General features: G+C 62.0%; 19 protein-coding genes. 13 read left to right on the forward strand and 6 right to left on the reverse strand.

The annotated features are described in order from the left end of the window. The first annotated feature begins 127 nt into the window (after positions 1–127). Positions 128–1,042 carry an aldo/keto reductase family oxidoreductase gene (locus tag IM701_RS05335; RefSeq protein ID WP_062343647.1) on the forward strand — a complete coding sequence of 305 codons (915 nt, stop codon included), beginning with the start codon at positions 128–130 and terminating at the stop codon, positions 1,040–1,042. Positions 1,043–1,488: 446 nt separating this feature from the next. Here IM701_RS05335 and IM701_RS05340 read toward each other — a convergent pair whose 3' ends face one another. Then, complete coding sequence (locus tag IM701_RS05340) at positions 1,489–1,863, reverse strand: hypothetical protein (protein WP_193828004.1); 375 nt, start codon at positions 1,861–1,863, stop codon at positions 1,489–1,491. Positions 1,864–2,148: 285 nt separating this feature from the next. On the opposite strand from IM701_RS05340, the gene IM701_RS05345 reads away from it, so the two are divergent. The 4 genes from IM701_RS05345 to IM701_RS05360 all read left to right on the forward strand — a co-directional run bounded on the left by IM701_RS05345 (position 2,149) and on the right by IM701_RS05360 (position 7,411). Then, positions 2,149–3,711 carry a hypothetical protein gene (locus IM701_RS05345; RefSeq protein ID WP_230487809.1) on the forward strand — a complete coding sequence of 521 codons (1,563 nt, stop codon included), beginning with the start codon at positions 2,149–2,151 and terminating at the stop codon, positions 3,709–3,711. A gap of 93 nt (positions 3,712–3,804) precedes the next feature. After that, positions 3,805–6,483 carry a TonB-dependent receptor domain-containing protein gene (locus IM701_RS05350; protein ID WP_193828005.1) on the forward strand — a complete coding sequence of 893 codons (2,679 nt, stop codon included), beginning with the start codon at positions 3,805–3,807 and terminating at the stop codon, positions 6,481–6,483. 96 nt (positions 6,484–6,579) lie between these two features. Continuing rightward, positions 6,580–6,939 carry a helix-turn-helix transcriptional regulator gene (locus IM701_RS05355; protein ID WP_039335102.1) on the forward strand — a complete coding sequence of 120 codons (360 nt, stop codon included), beginning with the start codon at positions 6,580–6,582 and terminating at the stop codon, positions 6,937–6,939. After that, complete coding sequence (locus IM701_RS05360; protein WP_230487810.1) at positions 6,923–7,411, forward strand: SRPBCC domain-containing protein; 489 nt, start codon at positions 6,923–6,925, stop codon at positions 7,409–7,411. Before IM701_RS05355 ends, IM701_RS05360 begins: the two co-directional genes overlap by 17 nt. A gap of 2 nt (positions 7,412–7,413) precedes the next feature. On the opposite strand, the gene IM701_RS05365 is transcribed toward IM701_RS05360, so the two are convergent. Continuing rightward, positions 7,414–8,088: a response regulator transcription factor gene (locus tag IM701_RS05365; RefSeq protein WP_039335097.1), complete on the reverse strand. Its 675-nt coding sequence runs from the start codon at positions 8,086–8,088 to the stop codon at positions 7,414–7,416. Between the two features lie 63 nt (positions 8,089–8,151). Then, positions 8,152–9,321 (reverse strand): 4-hydroxybenzoate 3-monooxygenase, encoded by a 1,170-nt coding sequence (gene pobA / locus IM701_RS05370; RefSeq protein WP_193828007.1) that lies wholly within the window; start codon positions 9,319–9,321, stop codon positions 8,152–8,154. Between the two features lie 114 nt (positions 9,322–9,435). On the opposite strand from pobA, the gene IM701_RS05375 reads away from it, so the two are divergent. From IM701_RS05375 to IM701_RS05390, 4 genes are all read left to right on the forward strand, one after another. After that, complete coding sequence (locus IM701_RS05375) at positions 9,436–10,278, forward strand: helix-turn-helix domain-containing protein (RefSeq protein WP_062343653.1); 843 nt, start codon at positions 9,436–9,438, stop codon at positions 10,276–10,278. Positions 10,279–10,465: 187 nt separating this feature from the next. Continuing rightward, positions 10,466–11,254 carry a hypothetical protein gene (locus IM701_RS05380; protein WP_193828008.1) on the forward strand — a complete coding sequence of 263 codons (789 nt, stop codon included), beginning with the start codon at positions 10,466–10,468 and terminating at the stop codon, positions 11,252–11,254. A gap of 74 nt (positions 11,255–11,328) precedes the next feature. Beyond that, positions 11,329–12,183, forward strand: a complete 855-nt coding sequence (locus IM701_RS05385) for a hypothetical protein (RefSeq protein ID WP_193828009.1) — start codon at positions 11,329–11,331, stop codon at positions 12,181–12,183. Positions 12,184–12,187: 4 nt separating this feature from the next. Then, positions 12,188–13,087, forward strand: a complete 900-nt coding sequence (locus IM701_RS05390) for a TonB-dependent receptor (RefSeq protein WP_193828010.1) — start codon at positions 12,188–12,190, stop codon at positions 13,085–13,087. Positions 13,088–13,263: 176 nt separating this feature from the next. Here the strand turns inward: IM701_RS05390 and IM701_RS05395 are convergent, their stop codons facing one another. Continuing rightward, complete coding sequence (locus tag IM701_RS05395) at positions 13,264–13,824, reverse strand: hypothetical protein (protein WP_193828011.1); 561 nt, start codon at positions 13,822–13,824, stop codon at positions 13,264–13,266. A 558-nt stretch (positions 13,825–14,382) separates the two neighbouring features. Here IM701_RS05395 and IM701_RS05400 point away from each other — a divergent pair. From IM701_RS05400 to IM701_RS05415, 4 genes are read left to right on the forward strand one after another with little or no spacing between them, the layout of a single operon-like run. Next, the gene (locus tag IM701_RS05400; RefSeq protein WP_193828012.1) at positions 14,383–15,516 is read left to right on the forward strand and encodes a cobalamin-independent methionine synthase II family protein; all 1,134 of its coding nucleotides are present in this window, start codon (positions 14,383–14,385) and stop codon (positions 15,514–15,516) included. Continuing rightward, positions 15,513–15,905 carry a nuclear transport factor 2 family protein gene (locus IM701_RS05405; RefSeq protein ID WP_039335081.1) on the forward strand — a complete coding sequence of 131 codons (393 nt, stop codon included), beginning with the start codon at positions 15,513–15,515 and terminating at the stop codon, positions 15,903–15,905. Before IM701_RS05400 ends, IM701_RS05405 begins: the two co-directional genes overlap by 4 nt. After that, positions 15,902–16,645, forward strand: a complete 744-nt coding sequence (locus IM701_RS05410) for an IclR family transcriptional regulator (protein ID WP_230487811.1) — start codon at positions 15,902–15,904, stop codon at positions 16,643–16,645. The genes IM701_RS05405 and IM701_RS05410 overlap by 4 nt, the downstream gene beginning before the upstream one ends. Continuing rightward, a complete protein-coding gene (locus IM701_RS05415) occupies positions 16,645–17,643 on the forward strand; it encodes a nucleoside hydrolase (protein ID WP_193828013.1) in 999 nt (332 codons plus the stop codon). Before IM701_RS05410 ends, IM701_RS05415 begins: the two co-directional genes overlap by 1 nt. A 27-nt stretch (positions 17,644–17,670) precedes the next feature. Here IM701_RS05415 and IM701_RS05420 read toward each other — a convergent pair whose 3' ends face one another. Together IM701_RS05420 and IM701_RS05425 are read right to left on the reverse strand one after the other, a co-directional pair. Then, entirely contained in the window at positions 17,671–18,510 is an 840-nt protein-coding gene (locus IM701_RS05420) for a beta-etherase (protein WP_193828014.1), read from the reverse strand. Positions 18,511–18,782: 272 nt separating this feature from the next. Beyond that, positions 18,783–20,171, reverse strand: a complete 1,389-nt coding sequence (locus IM701_RS05425) for an aminomethyl transferase family protein (RefSeq protein ID WP_193828015.1) — start codon at positions 20,169–20,171, stop codon at positions 18,783–18,785. Positions 20,172–20,313 lie beyond the last annotated feature (142 nt).

Here is a 20,313-nt window from a genome sequence, read left to right on the forward strand (position 1 = left end):
GCCGTCCGTCGGCGCTTGTTTGTCCTGCCACCGAAATTCTCATTGACGGTAGTGATTTAACCCATCGTCGCGTGCCCCTTATCCTCGTAGAGCGCGCGTCGGTCGCACCACCATACAGGACTGTTTCATGAGCGAACTGCCACTTCCGCCTGCCTTCCGCCCACTGGGCCACACCGGCATTGCCGTATCGCCGATTGCATGGGGTATGTGGCGTCTCGCCGAAGGCGGTCGCAGCGCCGCCGATGCGGCGAAGCTGGTTCACGCTGCGCTCGATGCCGGAATCACCTTCTTCGATACCGCAGACATCTATGGCTTCGACGGGCAGCGCGGCTTCGGTGATGCCGAGGCGCTGCTGGGCGAAGTTCTGGCCGCAGAACCTGCGCTGCGCCAGCGCGTGGTTCTGGCCACCAAAGGCGGCATCCTGCCGCCTCTGCCCTACGATCAGAGCCCGGATTACCTGCGCAAGGCGATCGAGGCTTCGCTGCGCCGCCTCAGGACCGAGGTGATCGATCTCTGGCAGATCCACCGTCCCGACATCCTTGCCCATCCGCACGAAACCGCGCGCGTGCTTGATGATGCGGTGGCTTCGGGCAAAGTTCGCGCACTTGGCGTATCGAACTTCGCCACTCACCAGATCGCCGCGCTCAATCATTTTCTCGGCGAGAAGCTGGCGACCACGCAGCCCGAGATCAGCCCTCTGCGCATCGACTGCTTCGAAAATGGCGAACTCGATCAGGCAATGCAGCTGGGTCTGACCCCGATGGCCTGGTCCCCGCTTGGTGGTGGCCGTGTGGCTGGCCCCAAGCTGGATCGCGAAATGGCCGTGGCATCCGCGCTCGACACGGTGGCAGACGCACAAGGTGTATCGCGGACCGTCGCGGCCTATTCGTGGCTCATGGCGCACCCGGCCGGAATCGTGCCGATCATCGGATCGCAGAAGCCACAGCGCATTGCCGAGGGCGCAGCCGCGCTCAAGGTACGGTGGACACGAACGGATTGGTACGCCGTGCTCGTCGCGGCACGGGGCGAGCGGCTCCCATAAGGCCGCACCAGATCAAGCTGATCTGGGCCACGAACATGGTGAGGGCTGCCCGCCGCAGCTGGCGCGCCGCATCGCTCACGTTCGGCCCGCGCGTCACCCGATAAGGCGCGACGACGCCACGAGCCCAACGTGATTGATGCTGTCTCTCCCGCGTCACGCCGTGATCAGCGGCGGGACTGCCTTCGTACGATCCAGCGGCCCTTGCGCAAGCGCTTGATGCTCCGCTCGCAGCGCTCACACTGTCCTACATAACCTTCCAGATCGTACGACACTTTCGATCGTACCGGGCGATGATAGCCCAGAAAGCACTTCAACGACACCATATGAGACCCACCCCAGAATCTACATCCGAAGTGAAGCAAAGAATTTCCGTTTTGAAAATTCAACGAAGGTTAGGAATTGCGATCCTTTTCCTCATTTTTCGCAGATGAAATCCGGAGCGCTAGTCACCGCAGCGCCAGAACCTCGTTTGTGTCCAATTGCTTCATTGCCAGCGACGCGGCGCGGCGTGAATCGATCCAGCGTCCGTCGGAAAGCTCTACGTCGTAACGTTGATCGCTTGAAGCTGCGCCGCGGTAAAGCTTCGCGGCCTTTTCCCTTTCACCGACAAGCTTGTAGGCGGTGCCAAGGTTGATCATGGCCAGCGGATCCTGCTTCCGCAACAGATCGCTGCCCTCAATTCTGCTGATCGCAGCGCGAGGGCGCCCGGCCATGATCTCGCCGTATCCAACATCACCACTCTCGATTGCAGGGGCCGGTACAGTCAGCGTGGCGGGAGCCTGCGCCATCAGTGCGGCTGCGAGATACAGGGTGGCAGACATCGGGACTCTCCTTGCTTTGCTTCCTGCGCATTCCGTCAGCGCATCCGCTTGTTGAGTCTGATTATGCACCCGATGACAGTGACTGCAATCAAAGTGAAACATTGTCACAAAACTGCAATTTTCTGTCCGGCGGATTTCCGTCCGGTCGTCACAAATGTCAAATAACCGTCAGAGAAACTGACTTATTTCTGTCAGGAAACCGCAAAGTGGCTGTCACTTTGCGCGCCTAGATCACCCCTCGACCTGGCGGGAATCGCTCCCGCTGTTATCCATGGGGGATACCAAGTGAAGAAGATCCACGGCCTTATGCTCGTCGGCTGCAGCGGACTTGCGCTCGCCGGTTGCGGCCCGACCGACATCGCCTCGCCGGGCACCGGCGGCAATGTCGTCATCAATCCTGCGCCGACCCCGACCCCGACGCCGACGCCCACGCCAACCACGAGCCCGGTCGTCGCGGCAGCCGGTTGCCCCACCATCGAAGACCCCACCGGCTTGACTGATGCGGGCACGGTCACTTCGGCTCAGGGGTCATGGCGCGTGTGCACCCTGCCTGCCCGCATCACCCGTTCAACCACGCTCCCCAAGATCGCGGGTCTGCTCTACTCCATCAACGGTCGCGTCGATGTCGGCACCGATGCCGGCTTCAGCAGCACCAGCACTGGCGTGACGCTGACCATCCAGCCGGGCGTGATCCTGTTCGGCAATACCGGCACGTCCTGGCTCGCCGTCAACCGTGGCAACAAGATCAACGCGGTTGGCACTGCCAGCGCACCGATCGTCTTCACCAGCCGCGACAACGTGCTCGGCCTTAATACCGAGACCTCGCAGGGCCAGTGGGGCGGCGTCGTGCTTATGGGCCGCGCGCCGATCACCGACTGCACCACCGGTTCGGTCGCCAGCGGTTCGACCGCCAGCACCTGCGAGCGTCAGACCGAAGGTTCGGCGGATCCCGCTCTCTACGGCGGCACCAACAGCGCCGACAGCAGCGGTGCGCTGAAGTACGTCCAGATCCGCTATTCGGGCTACGTGCTTGGTTCCAACTCGGAGCTTCAGGCCCTTACGCTCGAAGGCGTGGGCTCGGGCACCGAGCTGGACTATATCCAGAGCTACAACAGTTCGGACGATGGCGCCGAGTTCTTCGGCGGCACTGTCAATATGAAGCACTACATCTCTGTCGGTGCTGACGATGACAGCCTCGACATGGACACCGGCGTGCAGGCGAACCTGCAGTATCTGCTGCTGATCCAGCGTTCGGGCGCGGGCGACACGCTGATGGAGCTCGACAGCAATGGCAACGAAAGCCAGACGCCGCGTCAGGTTTCGCGCATTGCCAACTTCACCGCGATCCAGCCCGCCACCAGCAGCAACAACGAAGCAAATGGCCAGGCAGCTCTGTTCTTCCGCGGCAACTCCGACATCAACCTTTACAACGGCGTGGTCGTCGCTCCGGCAAACCAGTGCATCCGCATGAACGGCTCGGGCGGCACGGCCTCCTCGACCCTGACCGCACGTTCGGTGGTCATGTCCTGCGCTGGCACCGGTGACGACCGCTTTATCGGTACGGGTGCCTACACCGCGGCACAGGTCGCCGGCTTCTTCGGCTCGGGTGCGAACAACAACAACGCCGGTTTCGCGTCCACGCTGGCCAGCCTCTACATCAACGGCGCCAATGAAACCGCTGTCACGGCGTTCGACGTGACGACGCTGTCCTCGTTCTTCTCGGCTGCACCGTATGTCGGTGCCGTCCGCAACAGCTCGGACACCTGGTACGCTGGCTGGACCTGCAACAGCACGGCCGCGAACTTCGGCACCACCAGCCAGTCCTGCACGCTGCTGCCGACCACCTGATCGGCGCCTTTCGGGAAACCCGGGGGGTGGCCGGCAACGGCTGCCCCCTTTCCCGCACTACAGAACATTCCTTTTCCCCAGGGGGGACGACAGATGAATACCTCGCGGCTCGCAAACCTGCTGCTGCTCTCCACCGCGCTGATCTGCCCGGCGCTTGCCCACGCGCAAGAGGCCATGCAGACACCGCCCCCGGCATCCGAGGCTTCGCCCGATCAGGCTGCGACTGGTCCTCAGGTTGAGGAACAGCCGCAGGAAGCAGCGCCGGAAGTCTCCATTCCGGGTGGCGAGATCGTCGTTACCGGCCAGCGAGACCGCAACCTGCAGCGTGCCGCCCCGCAGGTCGTCTCCGTGCTCGGAACTGCCGAAATCGCGCGGACCGGCGAAGGCAACATCGCAGGCGCACTTGGCCGCGTGACGGGCCTCAGCGTCGTCGGCAACGGCTATGTCTACGTGCGCGGCCTGGGCGATCGCTATTCGCTCGCGCTGCTGAACGGCTCTCCTCTGCCAAGCCCGGAGCCGCTCAAGCGCGTCGTCCCGCTTGACCTGTTCCCCTCCAGCATCATCGCCTCGTCGCTGGTGCAGAAGTCCTATTCGGTGAACTACCCGGGCGAATTCGGCGGCGGCGTGGTCAATCTGACCACCAAGTCGGTCCCGCAAGAAGCCTTCGTCAACGTCGGCATCGGCGGTTCATGGGATACCGAGACCACCAATCAGCTGGGTTACACCTATTATGGTTCCAGCACTGACTGGACGGGTTTCGACAACGGCCAGCGTGATTACACGAAGGCCCTGCAGAGCTTCTTTGCCAGCGGTGAACGCCTGAGTTCCGGCAATGTCGATGCGGTTGCCGTGGGGCAGGGCATCGTCAATACCCGCAACGGCCTGACCCAGCGCATCCCGAACATGCCGGGCAACGGCTCGCTCTCGTTCTCGGCGGGCAAGTCGTTCGAGCTCGGCGGCGCGACGCTCGGCGTCATCGCCACCGCAGGCTACAACAACAAGTGGCTGACTCGCGACGTGCTCAGCCAGACTTCGGTCGAATCCGATCTCGCTGACCTCCAGTCCGATTTCCGCCGCGTGACCACCGACAATCGCATTGTCGTCAACGGCATGCTCGGTCTTGGCCTCGAATTCGGTCGCAACAAGATCCGCTGGACCAACCTCTACATCCGCGACACGCTCAAGCACACGCGCATCAGCCTTGGCCAGCGCAACCAGACTTCGGCAGACTGGCAGCAGCAGGAAACCGCCTGGTACGAACGCCAGCTGATCGACAGCCAGATCGTCGCCGAACTCAAGCCGCTCGATGGGCTGAGCGTCGACCTGCGCGGTGGTTTCGCCAATTCGCAGCGCGAGGCGCCCTACGAACTGGGCTTCGAATACGTCCGAACCAACGTGGCCTCCGACCCGCTCGGCCAATACTTCGTCAACAACCTCGATGGTAACGCCGGTCGCGCCAACGTCAGCTTCTCCGATCTCAACGAAGACCTGTGGTCGGGTGGCATCGACGTGTCGTACAAGGTCTCGCCCGCGATCACTGCGACGGTTGGCTATGCCTATACCGATACCCGCCGGACAAGCTCGCGCCGCGATTTCCAGTGGCGTGCCGTCGATCTGCCCGATGGCGTGAACCTGTTCCGTCCGGACTACCTGCTGAGCAACGCCGTCATCAAGGCGTTCAACATCGGTCTGGTCGATACGAACGAAGGCAACCCCGCCTTCCTCGCCACGCTCAAGAACCACGGTGCCTACGCCAAGTTCGATGCGCAATTGACCGATACGCTGCAGCTTGATGCCGGTGTTCGCTATGAAACGGCGAAGATGGGCGTTGCGGCCATCCCGGTGTTCAAGGACGTGACCACGATAACCGCGCCGACCAACCTGAACAACGATTACTGGCTGCCTGCGGCCACCTTGACCTGGTCGTTCCGCGACGACATGCAGTTGCGCGCCAACGCCTCGAAGACGATCGCCCGCCCGCAGTTCCGCGAGTTGATCTACCAGTTCTACTTCGATCCCGACACCAACCGCACCTATCGCGGCAACCCCAACCTGCAGGACAGCACGCTGACCAACGCCGAGGCCCGCTACGAGTGGTACTATGCGCGTGACCAGCGCTTCTCGATCGCAGGCTTCTGGAAGCGCATCGACAAGCCGATCGAGAGCTTCGTCAGCCTCGAAAGCGACAACTTCATCACCAGCTTCGCCAACGCGCCCAAGGCCGATCTTTACGGCGCCGAAGTCGAACTGCAGAAGTACTTCGACATGTCCGACTGGGGCGGCATGTGGGAGTCTCGCCGCTTTGCCCTGATCGCCAATTATACCTACACAAAGTCGAAGCTGAAGGTGAAGGAAGGCGATCAGACGTCGTACTACCTCGCCGCATCGACTCGCGCGCTCGACTACTTCACCAATGGCGCGCCACTGACGGGGCAGAGCGAGCATATCGCCAACGTCCAGCTCGGGCTCGAAGACACCGACAAGCTCTCGCAGCAGACCATCCTGCTGAGCTATGCCAGCAAGCGCGTCTTCAGCCGCGGTCTGCTCAACACCGGCCAGCCCGATGTGGTGCAGGACCCGGGCCTGCGCATCGATTTCGTTGCACGCCAGGGCTTCAAGCTGTTCAAGCAGGATCTCGAACTCAAGTTCGAGGCGCGCAACATCACGGGCCGCCGCAACTACGAATACCAGCAGTCCGGTGCCAACCGCGTCGAGGTCAACTCCTACGATGTTGGCCGCACGTTTGCGCTCTCGGCCTCGATGACGTTCTGACGCCGCACCGATCAACCACCCTCGGGAGGCGGCCTGTCACAACAGGCCGCCTCTTTTTTGTTGTGGCAATGGCCTGATCGTGAGAAAGTGAACCATATGGTTCAGTATGAGTCGTCCGGCCTTGATGCAGCTTTCGCGGCGCTGGCAGATCCCACGCGGCGCGGAGTCATGCTGCACCTTGTGCAGGCAGATGCCTCGATCACCGATCTCGCCTCCCGTTTCGGCATGACGCTCACCGGCATGAAGAAGCATGTCGGCGTGCTCGAGGCCGCCGGGTTTGTCGCCACGGAGAAGATTGGACGGGTGCGCAAGTGCCGGCTGGGGCCTCGTCGCATGGAAGACGAAGCCGCGTGGATCGAGCGCTACCGGCAGGCCTGGGACGCCCGATTTGGCGCGCTGGACAATGTTCTTGAATCAATGATGCGAAGGGAGAATGACGATGGTCAGTCAAGCTGATAGCCCCGATCCGCAAACGCGGGTGGAACGCCCGTCCAACAGGGAGCTGGTCGTCATCCGTTGCTTCAGGGCGCCGGTGCATCTGGTCTATCGCGCATGGGCCGACCCCGCGCTGTTCCGTCAGTGGTGGGTGCCACGGTCATACGGCATGACGCTCGTCTCGTGCGAAATGGACGTGCGCGTCGGCGGCACTTACCGGCTCGAGATCGGCCACGTGTCCATGGATCGACCGATGGCGTTCTACGGAACCTATCTCGAAGTCGAGCGGGATCGCAGGATCGTCTGGACCAACGAAGAGAGCGCCGACGGAGCGATAACCACGGTCACCTTTGCCGAGCGCGATGGCGGCACCGAAGTCACCATTTCGAACCTGTTTCCAAGTGCCGAAGCGCTCGAACAGGAACTGGCATCAAGCGCCTGCGATGGAACGGCGGAAAGCCTGCATCAACTTGATGAATTCCTGCGAACCTGACCTTACGGCCGATCCAGCACGTACCCCATCGAGCGCACCGTGCGCAGCGGCGATCCTGCGCCGACATCGCGCAAAGCGCGGCGCAGGCGGCTGATCCAGGCGTCGACGGTCCTCTCGTCGATCGGCTGATCGTGCTTGCCCAATGCCGCAATCAGCTGGGTGCGGCTGAATACGTGGCCGGGCTTCTCCATCAGGTAGCGCAGCAGGCGCATCTCGTTCGGCATCAGGAGCAGCGGCTTCTCCCGCCAGCGGGCCTGCAGCGCAGCAAGGTCCAGCGTCAGTTCGCCCAACCGCAGCACCCGCGTCGGCGCTTCGTGCTCGGGAAGCTGGATGGAGAGCACCCGGTCGAGAATCGCGCCTCGGTCAACGGGACCGACGATATAGTCATCCGCTCCGGCCCGCAGGGCGCGGCGCTTGGCCTCGGCGTCGTCTTCCTCGAGGATCATCGTGATATGCGCTTCCTGCCCCAAGCTGTCGCCGCAGCGCAGACGGCGGCACAGTTCAAGGCCGGACATTTCGTCCAGCACCCAATCGATGAACGCCCAGGGCCGCCCTTCCATGAGGGGAAGGGGGGCCTCCGATTTCCAGCGGTGAAACACCACGCGCAAATCGGAATGAACGAAGGGTTCCCGTCCTCCGGATAGGTTGCCTGTCAGCAGGATGTCGATGTGCCGCATGTAAAGAAAGCCCCTGTTTCCAGGAGCTTTCTGTATCGACTTTGTGACGGTGAAATGACGATGTTACACCGGCAAGCCGACGTAATTCTCGGCGATGCTCGTCTGCGCTGCCTTGCTGGACGCGATGTACTCCAGCTCGGCCACCTGCATGGCGCGCTCGAACGGGCCGTCCTCGGGGAAGCGATGCATCAGCTTGGTCAGCGACCACGAGAAACGCTCGGACTTCCACACGCGGGCCAGCGCCTTGGCGGAGTATCCCGTGATCGCATCGTTATCGGCACGCTTGAAATATCCGCTCAGGGCTTCGGCGGCATAATGCACGTCGCTGGCGGCAAGATTCAGGCCCTTTGCGCCGGTGGGCGGGACAATGTGCGCAGCATCGCCGCACAGCAGCAGGCTGCCGTGGCGCATCGGTTCGAACACGTAGGAGCGCAAAGGCGCGATCGACTTTTCGATCGAAGGCCCGCGCGTCATGTTCGCCGCAGCCTCGGGCCCAAGGCGCACCGCCAGCTCGTCCCAGATGCGCTCGTCCGACCAGTCCTCGACCTTTTCGGTCAGTGGCACGTCGACGTAATAGCGGCTGCGCGTGTGGCTGCGCATCGAGGCGAGGGCAAAGCCGCGTTCGTGGTTGGCATAGATCAGTTCATGATTGCACGGTGGCACGTCGGCCAGGATGCCGAGCCAGCCGAACGGATAGACGCGCTCATACTCGCGCGCCACGCTGGCCGGGATGGCCTTGCGGCTAGGGCCATGGAACCCGTCGCAACCGACGATGAAGCGCGCATCGAGACGCAGTTGGGTACCGTCGGCCGCATAGGTGACGTAGGGCGCTTCGCTTTCGATGTCATGCAGCGCAACGTCACCAACACCATAGATCACCTGCAGGCCGCGTTCGGGGGCGGCGTCCATCAGGTCGCGGGTGATCTCGGTCTGGCCATAGACCACCACCGTCTTGCCGGTGAGATTGGCGACGTCGATGCGGATCAGGCGTTCGCCATCGGCAAGGTTGAAGCCTTCCTCGACCAGTCCCTCGGCCTTGAGGCGCGCATCCAGCCCGAGGCGTGCCATCAGGCCGACCGTGATCTGTTCAAGTACCCCGGCGCGAATGCGGCCAAGCACGTAATCGGGCGTCTGCCGTTCGAGCACCACGCAATCGATGCCCTCGGCCTTGAGCAGGTGTCCGAGCAGCAGGCCGGCCGGGCCTGCGCCGATGATGGCGACCTGGGTCTTCATGACAATTCTCCCACGCGGCCCGCACTGGGATGCGGGCCTGATCCTGCGGAATTTGACAGAATGCGGCATCTGGAGGAATGCAGCGTCAGGACAAACAGCTGGCACTTTTGGGACATGATCGAGGCAATTCCCAGATACGCGCTCTATGGCGAAGGGATGGCGCCAACCGCTGGCGGCTTTGCGCATATCGAGACGATTGCCGAGCGTAGCGCGCTGCACGATTGGGAAATCGGCATCCATCGGCATGACCACTTCGTGCAGGTCCTTCTGGTAGAGGAAGGACACGCCACCATCACGCTCGATACGCGCACCGTCGGGCTGGAAGGGCCGGGCAGGGTTATCGTTCCTGCCGCTGCCGTCCACGGCTTCCGCTTCCGTCAGGGGACGAGCGGATTTGTCCTAACCTTGTCCACCGACTTTTCCACACGCGCAGCAGAGCCTTCAGACCCGCTGCTCCCCGCGTTGGCCCAAGGCGGAATCGCTGCCCTTTCCGAAGAAGCTGCCACCCGCGCGTTCTGGCTGGCGCGCGAAATGCTCTTGCTCCAGCAGGACTGGCAGCAGCATGACCCCTTGTTCCTCTCGTTGGCCGAAAGCCTGATCCGCACGCTGGTCAGGGATGTGCCTGCAGGCGATGCGCTCGAGCGCTCCGACCGGCGTCTTGACCGCTTCCGCGAACTTGTCGAACTGCATTACCGCCAGCACCGCGATCTCGATTTCTACGCCGGATCGCTTGGCCTGACCCGGCGCACGCTCTCGCGCCTCACCGCCACGCGGCTAGGCTGTTCGCCGATGGACCTGATCCACCGCCGCCTCGCTCTCGAAGCCCACCGCCTGCTGCGTTATACCAATGCCACCGCCACCCAGGTCGCCGCCGAACTCGGCTTCGAAGACCCCAGCTACTTCTCCCGCTTCTACCAGCGGGTTACCGGTCGGCGGCCTTCGCAAGACAAGGCGTAGACCTGTTTAGTCATGTTTACGGATCACCGTCGACCTGTGCCTCGTCAGATCTGCTTATCGCGCAGTCATCTTTAACTCAAGTAATGCTCTTCAGATTACTGCTCCTCTTTAACGGGATCGGCTGGCAATTATGGCAAATCTTTGCCAAGGTCGGTCCTGTTTTCGAGGGGTAAACGGGGGAGCCTCTTTGTCTCATGCGCTGACAAGAAGCGAAGCGGTCGCGCTGTCTGCTGCGTGCCTCCTCTTGCCGCATCCCGCATTCGGCGCCGGTGCTGAACCGGATGCGCAGGTTCCCGGCGCCCTGACGGCAAATCCTCGAGACACGGGCGATCCCATCGTCGTAAAGGGGCAGCGCGAAACGTCGATCATAGACGGCATCATTGCCGAGGATGAGCTCGAGGAAGCGGATATCTCGGCCTATGGAGCCGATACGGTGGGGGACCTTCTCGATCAGGTTGCATCCGGCATTGACGCTTCCGATGACGGCCCGGTCGTTCTGATCAATGGCCAGTTGGCCAATGGAATGGATGACATTGCCGACTTGCCGCCCGAGGCGCTTCGCAAGATCCAGCTGCTTCCCCGTGATACCGCATCGCGCATCGGTCAGCGACCGGAGCGTCGTGTCGTCAACATTCAACTGAAGCCCGCTTTCCGCCAGGCGACGCTCAACGCCGAGGGCGCCTTCGCCACTGCGGGCAAGGGGACTGGCGCCGGCGCCGCCGCCGGGTACACCAAGATATCAGGTTCGAACCGGACCACGATCACGGCGCGCATGCGTGACACCGACATGCTGCTTGAGAGCGACCGCCCGATCTTGCCCACTCCGGCAGGGGCGACACCCTACGATCTTGTTGGCAACGTCGTGGCTCTTGCAGGATCGGGCAACGAAATCGACCCCATGTTCAGCCAGCTTGCCGGCGCCCGGGTAACGGTGGCGGCCGTTCCGTCCACTAACCCGACACTGGCCAGTTTGTAGCCAGCGCCAATGCCACGAACCTGAATGGCATTGCGACATACCGCAGCCTGGTGCCGGATTCCCGAACCTGGTCGATGAATGCGACGCTGGGGCGCCGGCTCGGTCCCCGCACGAATGTCAACATCACCGCCATTGGTGAGCTGACCCGCAGCCGTTCGTTGCAGGGGGCGGCCACGGCGCTCTTTCGGTTGGACCCTGCCAATCCGGCCTCGGTCTTTTCGCAAGCTGTCAATGTGGCGCGCTATCTGCCGGTGCCGCTGGAAGCCAAGCGGCAAGGAGGCGGTGCTAATCTGGCAGCAACCATCAACCATAATCTGGGCAAGTGGACCGGCACGCTTTCATTGAATTACAATCACCGCGAAGATCGGACACTGACCGATCGGGGCGTTGATACTGCGGCTCTGCAAGCGGCAATTGATGCAAACCTGTTCAGCCCATTTGCTGAAGTGCCGAACGCCTTCCTCGGCATTTCCCGGCGTGATGTCGCCCGTTCGAACAGCGATCTGGCCAGTGCACAGGCGACGTTGACGGGCCCGGCCGTCAAATTGCCGACCGGGGAGATCATGGTTTCGCTCCGGGGTTGGGGGCGGCATCCACTGGCAACGTTCGGAAAGCAACGGCTCGCTCGTTTCGACACGAAGGAACGATGCGAACGGGCAGGTGTCGGTCGATGTGCCCCTCGCAAGCCGGCGCAACAATGTCTTGGCGGCGATCGGGGATCTCCGGGCCAATCTTGCGCTGGGCTTGCGAAACGCAAGCGGCGTGGGGCGCCTGTGGAACCACGCCTACGGCTTGAACTGGCAACCGGTTTCCAGTGTCTCCTTGCGGGGCGGGTTCACGGGCGAGGACATTGCCCCGCAGCTGGCGATCATCAATGCTCCAGTTATTGTCTATCCAAACGTCCGCTTCTTCGATTTCATTCGCAATGAAACGGTGGACGTCACCGTCATCGGTGGCGGGAATGCCGCCTTGCGCAACGAAAGTCGCAGAACCTTGAGCTTCGGCGGGACGTTGGCCTTGCAGGACCGCGGCAGGCTTAATCTCAACGCAGATTTCACGCGCACACGCTATCTCAACAGGATCGGTGCGCTGCCACCGCTCAATGCCGAAGTGCAGCAGGCTTTCGCTGACCGATTTGGTCGGGATGATAGTGGCCGCCTCGTCCGGGTGGACAATAGACCGGTGTCCTTTGCGCGCGAGGAGCATGAGCAACTACGATGGGGCGTCAACTTCTCACGCTTTTTCGGCAAGGCTCAGGTCCGGCAGGCCCGTCAACTGGCCCGTCAACTGGGCACGGCGCTGATCGACAACGACGAAGATGGCACGGCTGGCAGCCCGGGCCTGGAAGGGCCCAAGCCTTGGCGCGTCAACTTCTCCCTGAACCACACGTGGACGCTCAAGGCCCAACGCCTGGCCCGTGCAGGTTTGCCGAGCGTCGATCTTCTTGACGGCGGCGTATTCGGCTATGGCGGCGGACAGGCCAGGCACGCCATTCAATTTAACGCCGGCATTGCAGGAAAGGGATTCGGGCTGCAGTCCAGCGGGACATGGAAAGGTGCAACAAGTATCCGGGCCGGCACTACCCCGTCTGCTGCAGATCTGCGCTATGCGTCGCGCGCATTGATCGATGTCCGCCTGTTCGCCGACCTTGGGCGCGTGTTGCCTGATGCAACTTGGGCAAGCGGCACACGCGTCAGCATCAATGCGCGAAATCTGTTCGACAGTCGACAGCGCGTTACGGACGGGACCGGCAACACGCCCTTGCGCTACCAGCCCTACCTGCTCGACGCTGTGGGCCGCTCTATACAGATCGGCGTCCGCAAGACCTTTTGACGAAGGCGCTCTTGGGCGTTTTCGAACCAGATGGCATCATCAGATGACCCTGAAAACGCGATAGAACAGGCGTTAGGAGCCATCCGTCCGATGCAATCGGAACGGATTCACGCTGGCGCAAAGGAAAAGGGTGCCGATGTTGCCCGGCACCCTCTCCGAGGACATCAAGCCGTCGATCAGATCGTGGTGGTGACGATCGGAGTGTTCGGCAGGGCATAGTCGACGCCGCCAAACGACACGTAAAGCATGTCTCCAGAATCCGAGCCGGGGACTTCCACGACGCTGGTAATGATGCCGTTGGCGCCATTGTCTTCGTTACCGTCGCCGAGGCAGACTGAGCCGACTTCGGGAGCGTCGGTGGTCGAACCAAGATCAGCACCATATCCAAGCAGGTTGATACCCGTAACAGTGCCGTTCTTGTTGTTGCGAACATCGAAGGTCACGGCGTTGGCATCGATCACTGCGATCTTGCGTACTTTCCTATGTGTGGTCTTCTTCTTGACGCCGTTCGTCCATTCGCACGTGGCTTCGACTTCGGAACTGGAGAGGGTGTAGAATGACAGCGTGTCTGCCGTCATGTTGGCCTTCGCCTGGGCGTTGTTCCAGCCGTAAAGCACAGAAACGTCGCCCTTGCCGACGAAGCCTGTGCCGGTGTCGTAATTGAACGAAACGGCGGCAATTGCTGAAGTCGAAATAAGGGCCGTGGCCGCAACGGCCGCAATCATCATCCTGCGCATGTGCATTATCCTTGGATTGGAGTTTGCTGCGCCTTTTCGGTTGCGACTCGACTGTTGGGGTCGAACTTTGGTATACGCGAAGTTAACAATTATTAAAACTGTGTTAACCATTGTGTCAGCAAGCGTGCATTACTAACCTTCGGTATGAAAAGGCAGCACGATCGATGGTGTTTCATACTCTTAAGCCATTAGAATCAGAGTCTTGCGTTCGTTACTAACGACGGATCCAACTTGAATGGATTCGCTGGAATATTGTGGGGTTCTGTCCGTTGTCCCATTCCGGCTCGAGGCAGTGTCAATTCGTTGCCGCTGATCGGCAGGGCTGTCCTACAGCATGGAAATATGGCAGCGTCGTTGGCGTGGGGAATGATGGCTCAGTGCTTTGATCTGCCGCTTGAAGTGTACCCGGGGCGGTTGCGGCATTTTTCTCAGGACACTGTAAACCCGTAAACTCCCTCCCGCGGCGTTTCCGCGCAAAAGCCAGCAATTCCCCTTGTTTCGCCCGCCAAGTTCTCTATGAATTTTTCATGGATATGAACTGAGGAAGAGGCGACTGAAATGGCCAAGATCAAGACAACTCACGTCGGCAGCCTCCCGCGCGGGGATGAATTGACGCCTCTGCTCCTCGCCCGGGACAAGGGTGAGCCTTACGACGCCGCGGATTTCGACGCGAAAGTTTCGGCCGCCGTCGATGCCGCGGTGAAGATGCAGGTCGATGCCGGAGTCTCGGTGGTCTCCGATGGCGAACTCGGCAAGGTCGGCTACTCCACGTACATGATCGAGCGCCTCTCCGGCTTCGGCGGCCACATCGATCGCAAGCCCGCTGCTGACCTTGCCGAAGTGCCCAATCTTGCGAAGAAGCTCTCGGCGATCATGGGCAGCCAGGAATTCGTCCGCGCTTCGTGCATCGGGCCGGTGCGAAAGGTCACGCTGCAGCCGCTGCACGACGATATCCGCCGCTTCAAGGCGGCGCTGGAAAAGCACGCAGCGCCCGATACGGAAGCGTTCATGAACGCGGCCTCGCCGGGCCTGATCACCGCCTTCCAGGTCAATCGCCACTATCCCACCCACGAAGCTTACCTCGCCGACCTCGCCGATGCGATGCGCGAGGAGTACGAGACGATCGTGGACGCGGGCTTCTACCTCCAGCTCGATTGTCCCGATCTCGCGATGAGCCGTCACACCGGCTATCAGGACATGTCGGAAGAGGACTTCCTCAAGGTAGCCGCCGCCAACGTCGAAGCGCTGAACGCGGCGACGGCCAACATTCCGCCCGAGAAGATGCGCATGCACATCTGCTGGGGCAACTACGAAGGCCCCCACGATCATGATATCCCGCTGGAACGCGTGGTCGACATCGTGATCAAGGCCCGACCCGCCACGATCCTGTTCGAAGGCGCCAACCCGCGCCACGAACACGAATGGACGGTGTGGAGGGACGCGAAGCTGCCGGATCACAAGATCCTTGCGCCGGGCCTGATCGACACCTGCTCGAACTACATCGAGCATCCTGAGTTGATCGCCCAGCGCATCGAGCGCTTTGCCAGCTTCGTCGGCGTGGACCGCGTGGTCGCCAGCACCGACTGCGGCTTCGGCACATTTGCCGGTTATGGCAAGCTCGATCCGATCGTGACGTGGCGCAAGCTCGAGTCTCTGCGTGAAGGCGCAGACATCGCAGCGAGCCGCCTGTGAGTCCGGAAGACCGCCGCGCGGCCGAGCATGATTGCGCCCGGCTGGTTGCGCTTTATGCCAACCTGAACGACGAGGCGCGTTGGGAGGAAGTGGCAGCCCTCTATACCGAGGATGGTGTCATGTACCGCCCGACCGCGCCAGATCAGGGAGTGGTGGGGCGCGAAGCGATCCTCGCCGCGTTCAAGGCGCGTCCGCCACGCACCACACGACATGTCTGCTCGAACGTGGTCATCGATGTTGAAGGGCCGGCGACTGCACGCGGCACCAGCGCCATGCTGCTGTTCACGGGCGACGGCGCCCCGCTCGTCGGCTCTTTCCACGATCGCTTTGCGCTTACCGCCGACGGCTGGCGGTTCGCAGAGCGCCGCGGCAGCCTGACGTTCAAGTGAACGCACCAACCGCATCCAACCCCGTCAAGTCGGCGATGCGGACGCTCGACGTAATCGAGTACGTCGTGGCGCATCGGCAGGGCGCGGTGGCCCAGGAGATTGCGGGCGCGCTGGCCATTCCGGTCAGCAGCCTGTCCTATCTGCTCGCCACCTTGACCGAGCGTGGATACTTGACGCGGGAAGGGCGACGCTATTTGCCGGGGCCGGGCCTGCAGCGGCTGCGAGCCCCTGAAACGGCACTGACGCTTGAGGATCGGGTGGCGCCGCTGGTCCGCGCCCTCCGCAGCGAGTTGAACGAGACATCGTCTTTCATGGTGCGCCGTGGCTGGGAAGTCGAAGCGCTGGTCACAGAGGCCAGCGATCAGGCGCTGCGCTATGCCGTCGACCCTGGCACGCGACGCCCGCTCCATGCACTGGCCGCCGGCAAGATCATGGCAGCGTGGCTGCCGCCGGCCGAGATGGAGCGCTATTTCGCCGAGACCGAACGCGCCAAGCTGACGCCGCAGACAAGGACGACAGAGGCGGAGCTTCGCGCCGACTTTGCGCAGATCATGGCCACTGGCTTCAGCCTCGCCCAGGAAGAAGCGACGGTCGGGATATGCGGCATGGCGGTCCCGGTATGGATCGACGAGCAGCTTGCCGGTGCGTTCAGCGTGGCTGTCCCTGCGGTACGATTCGATGAACAACTGGCCGAGCGGGTGCGCCAACTTTTGCTGCGCGTGGCAGGAGCGGTAAAGTGATGAAGCGCAGGTCTTTTCTGGGGCTATTGCACGCCGCTGCAGGTCTGGTGGTCGTACCCGGCCTGGCGCGAGCCTCGGCAGACCAACGTCGCTTTCGCGTGATTTGCGATAACGACTTTTCCGGCGACCCGGACGGGCTGTTCCAGCTGGCGCACCACTTGCGCTCGCCTTCGGTCGAAGTGCGGGCGATCATCGGATCGCATCTTCATGTCGATGAAATCTGGGCAAAATCAGAGCATCAGGCAACGGATGGAGCAAACAAGGCCCGCGAATTGCTTGGAGTCATGGGGCTGACCGGCAAGGTTCCCGTCCACGTCGGGTCGGAGAAAGCGATGGTCTCCGCGTTCGTCCCGGCGCGCTCGGCAGCGGTCGATGCGATCATTGCAGAGGCGATGCGGGACGATCCCCTGCCGTTGTTCTATTGCGCCGGGGCCGGGTTGACCGATCTTGCTTCAGCCTTGCTGATCGAGCCGCGCATCGCCAAGCGGCTGACGCTGGTGTGGATTGGCGGGCCGGAGTATCCCGGGCTTGGCCTGCCCGTGCCGGGTGGATCTCCGGGCGAGTACAACATAACAATTGACGTTGCCGCAGCACAGGTCGTCTTCAACCGCTCCGACGTTGCGATATGGCAAGTGCCGCGCAACACGTATCGGCGAATGCTATTCTCGATGGCCGAACTCCAAGCGATGAAGGAGAATGGCGGGACCGGGGCTTGGCTGGCGGGTCAGATATCCGGACTGTCCGAGGCCGCAGCGAAGATGGGGCTTAAGGTAGGCGAAGCCTATGCCTTGGGCGACAGCCCGCTGGTCACGCTGACGGTGCTTCAGTCCGCGTTCGAGCCTGACCCTTCTTCGAGCGATTACGCCGTTGTGCCTGCGCCTACGGTGCAGGACGATGGCACCTGCAGGCCGAACCCCAAGGGACGTCCGATCCGCGTCTATACCACGATCGACACGCGGCTGACGTTCGGGGACATGCTGGCCAAGCTCAGGAAGTAAGGGCCGGATCGCTCCGGCCCATTCCTTTTACTTCTTCATTCCTTCGGTGATGCGCTGGGTTTCGGCGCGGGTCGAATCCGGGCCGGTGTTGCGCTTGTAGATGCCGCCTTGGCCAGCCGAGCGGTTGAACAGGTCCGGATCGCCTTCGCGCTGTTCGAGGCCAAACAGGGGGAAGAGGCCGGGATGACGCCCGAGGCCGCCGTAGAGATCGAGGCAGCGTTCGATCCAGGGACGGAGCGGGTCGTCGTTGGCAAGGACCGGAGTCTTGCAGACCGATGCGGTGAACAGGATGCCGCCCATGATACGGAAGTCGGCATAGTTGGGCGACGACCCGCCGAGCCATTCGTGCTGGCCGAGCGCCGCGCGCAGTGGTTCAAGCGCGGCGCTGATCTTGGGCAGGCGCTCTTCGCGGCCGGCCTGCACATCCTCGAGCTTGCGGCCGAGCATCTTTTCGCGGCTGTGGGTGACGTATTCGTGGTCTGCCGGCACCGAGAGATCGCGATAGTCGGCGCAGAAGCAGAACATCCAAGGGCCAACGGCGGCGTTCCAGAACCAGTGATCAAGTGCCTTGAGCGTGACGGCAACGCTTTCGTGCGGGATCAGGGCAGGGCGATCCGGGTACTTCGCGTCGAGGTACTCGACGATGCCCCAGCTGTCGAGCACCCATTCGCCGTCATCCACGATGGCAGGCAGGCGCTCGGTCTTGCCGCCGGTGCGTTCGAGAATGCCGGTGAAGCCGCCTGGCACGACGTCGAGATCGAAGCCCTTGTGCTTGAGCGCGTACTTGGTCGCCCAGACGAACGGGCTGATCGTCGCACCGGTGGAAAGGGCGAGGTCGTAGAAGGTAATGGTATTGTTGGCGGCCATGGCATCCTCGGGTTTCTGGCTCGGTTCTTGTCGCCAGCACTTTGCCAGATATTGTTAGTAACACAAACGAAATTTGTGCCTCGACCGCCGTCACCCTGAACTCGTTTCAGGGTCCATCCGTCCCCTCACTAGGCTGCCTGCATTTAGACATGGATCCTGAAACAAGTTCAGGATGACGAGGCGTTAGCAGCGCAGGAAGTGCTACAATGCAAAGAGCGCCGGACCCGTCGGGATGGGCCGGCGCTCTCGCTGTCAGGCTTGCGCCCTGAGACTTACTTCTTCGTGCGCCAGCCTTCGGCGTAGCTGTCGCGGGCAACTTCCGAGTAGGGGACTGCAGCAACGGTGGCCTTGATTTCGGTCTGGACGTGGGGTTCGACCGTCGGCTTGGTGGTGCCGCCGTTGGGTTCGCCCCAGAGCAGGCTGACCTCGGTGCCAGGCTCGACGTAGCCCGGTTCCATCATCGCGAGGGTCAGGAACTTGCCTTCGTTAGCGGTGTAGCCGATCCAGGTGGAAAGGCCGACCATCTTGCCATCGGCGAGAACCTGATCGAATGGGTGCATCGAGTAGACCGCGCTCGGGTACTCCATGAACTTGGCGCGATCGCCCTTGCTCAGTGCCGAGGACTGGACGCGCATGACGTCTTCGTTGTCGAGCGCGAGCGTGACCTTGGTGCGGTGCTTGCCTTCAGCGGCCATCTTTTCGAGCGCGGCACGGCCGATGAAGTCATCGTCGAACTTGACGAAGGGGCCGTAGCCGAGATCCCACGGCGTGGTGTAGTAGCCTTCGATGGTTTCGGGCACGTAGCTGCCGCCGACCGAGCACTTGGCTTCGTAGGAATTGGCGGAGAGCCATTCACGATAGGGGCGGAGCGCTTCGCCAGTGTAGATCGCGGGGAAGGGCGAGGGGATCCAGCCCGATTCCAGGGTGTTGGACGAGTAGGCGCGACCGCCAACCAGCGCCATCTGGAATTCCTTGCCGGCCTCGACCAGCGCGGCGTGGACGGCGCCATAGTCTTCCCACGGGCCCATCAGTTCGAAGCCCGGCTGGCCAGCCATGCCATGACGCAACGCGCGGACTTCCTTGCCGCCGATGGTCATGCGGGTCATGTGGAAGAACTTGAGGTCAGGCGCGGTCTTCCCGGTGGCCTTTTCGATGATCTTCATCGCGTTCGGACCCTGCACCTGGAAACGGTACGAATTGCGTTTGCCATCGGTGCGCATCGCCCAGCGTTCGTCGCGCTCCACCGTGACGTTCCAGTTGCCCGAAGCAGCGTGGTATTCGACCCACTCGATCGTCGGTGCGCGGCCGACGAGGTTGAAGTGGTTTTCGTCGAGGTAGAACAGGATCACGTCGCCGATGACGTAGCCGTCGGGCGTCACCGGTACGAACTGCTTGGCGCGATCGGGCTGGAAGTTCTTGAACGAGTTGACGCCGAGGTGTTCGAGCATCTTGAAGGCGTCAGGCCCCTTAACCGCCAGATCGACCATATGGTACGACTGGTTGTAGAGCACCGCCGAGTGCGCCCACGCCCACTGTTCGTTGCGCCAGTTCGAGTATTCTGCCGGAACACCGGGATAGACGTTGGGGCCGACCTGCTGGTTGCGGACGAAGTTTACGAGGTCACCGGCATTCTGGATGACCTGTTCGAGGGTCTGGGACATGGTTTCTTGGCTCTCCCGATGCGATTTCGCGGATGTGGAGTCGCTTTGCCCTATTTTCGCGTGCTTGAAAAGTTCGGAATGCTGAATTGTGCAAAAAATGTATGTGACACATACGACCGGGTTCGGTTCTGCAAAAACGAAA

It is taken from the genome of Novosphingobium sp. ES2-1, assembly GCF_015169775.1.
GTDB classification, from domain to species: domain Bacteria; phylum Pseudomonadota; class Alphaproteobacteria; order Sphingomonadales; family Sphingomonadaceae; genus Novosphingobium; species Novosphingobium subterraneum.

What these genes read in the sequence shown, in the direction of transcription:
- IM701_RS05335 (WP_062343647.1), top strand. Translation starts at nt 128, where the DNA reads ATGAGCGAACTGCCACTTCCGCCTGCCTTCCGCCCACTGGGCCACACC.
- IM701_RS05340 (WP_193828004.1), bottom strand. Translation starts at nt 1,863, where the DNA reads ATGTCTGCCACCCTGTATCTCGCAGCCGCACTGATGGCGCAGGCTCCC.
- IM701_RS05350 (WP_193828005.1), top strand. Translation starts at nt 3,805, where the DNA reads ATGAATACCTCGCGGCTCGCAAACCTGCTGCTGCTCTCCACCGCGCTG.
- IM701_RS05355 (WP_039335102.1), top strand. Translation starts at nt 6,580, where the DNA reads ATGGTTCAGTATGAGTCGTCCGGCCTTGATGCAGCTTTCGCGGCGCTG.
- IM701_RS05360 (WP_230487810.1), top strand. Translation starts at nt 6,923, where the DNA reads ATGGTCAGTCAAGCTGATAGCCCCGATCCGCAAACGCGGGTGGAACGC.
- IM701_RS05365 (WP_039335097.1), bottom strand. Translation starts at nt 8,088, where the DNA reads ATGCGGCACATCGACATCCTGCTGACAGGCAACCTATCCGGAGGACGG.
- pobA (WP_193828007.1), bottom strand. Translation starts at nt 9,321, where the DNA reads ATGAAGACCCAGGTCGCCATCATCGGCGCAGGCCCGGCCGGCCTGCTG.
- IM701_RS05375 (WP_062343653.1), top strand. Translation starts at nt 9,436, where the DNA reads ATGATCGAGGCAATTCCCAGATACGCGCTCTATGGCGAAGGGATGGCG.
- IM701_RS05385 (WP_193828009.1), top strand. Translation starts at nt 11,329, where the DNA reads ATGAATGCGACGCTGGGGCGCCGGCTCGGTCCCCGCACGAATGTCAAC.
- IM701_RS05395 (WP_193828011.1), bottom strand. Translation starts at nt 13,824, where the DNA reads ATGCGCAGGATGATGATTGCGGCCGTTGCGGCCACGGCCCTTATTTCG.
- IM701_RS05400 (WP_193828012.1), top strand. Translation starts at nt 14,383, where the DNA reads ATGGCCAAGATCAAGACAACTCACGTCGGCAGCCTCCCGCGCGGGGAT.
- IM701_RS05415 (WP_193828013.1), top strand. Translation starts at nt 16,645, where the DNA reads ATGAAGCGCAGGTCTTTTCTGGGGCTATTGCACGCCGCTGCAGGTCTG.
- IM701_RS05420 (WP_193828014.1), bottom strand. Translation starts at nt 18,510, where the DNA reads ATGGCCGCCAACAATACCATTACCTTCTACGACCTCGCCCTTTCCACC.
- IM701_RS05425 (WP_193828015.1), bottom strand. Translation starts at nt 20,171, where the DNA reads ATGTCCCAGACCCTCGAACAGGTCATCCAGAATGCCGGTGACCTCGTA.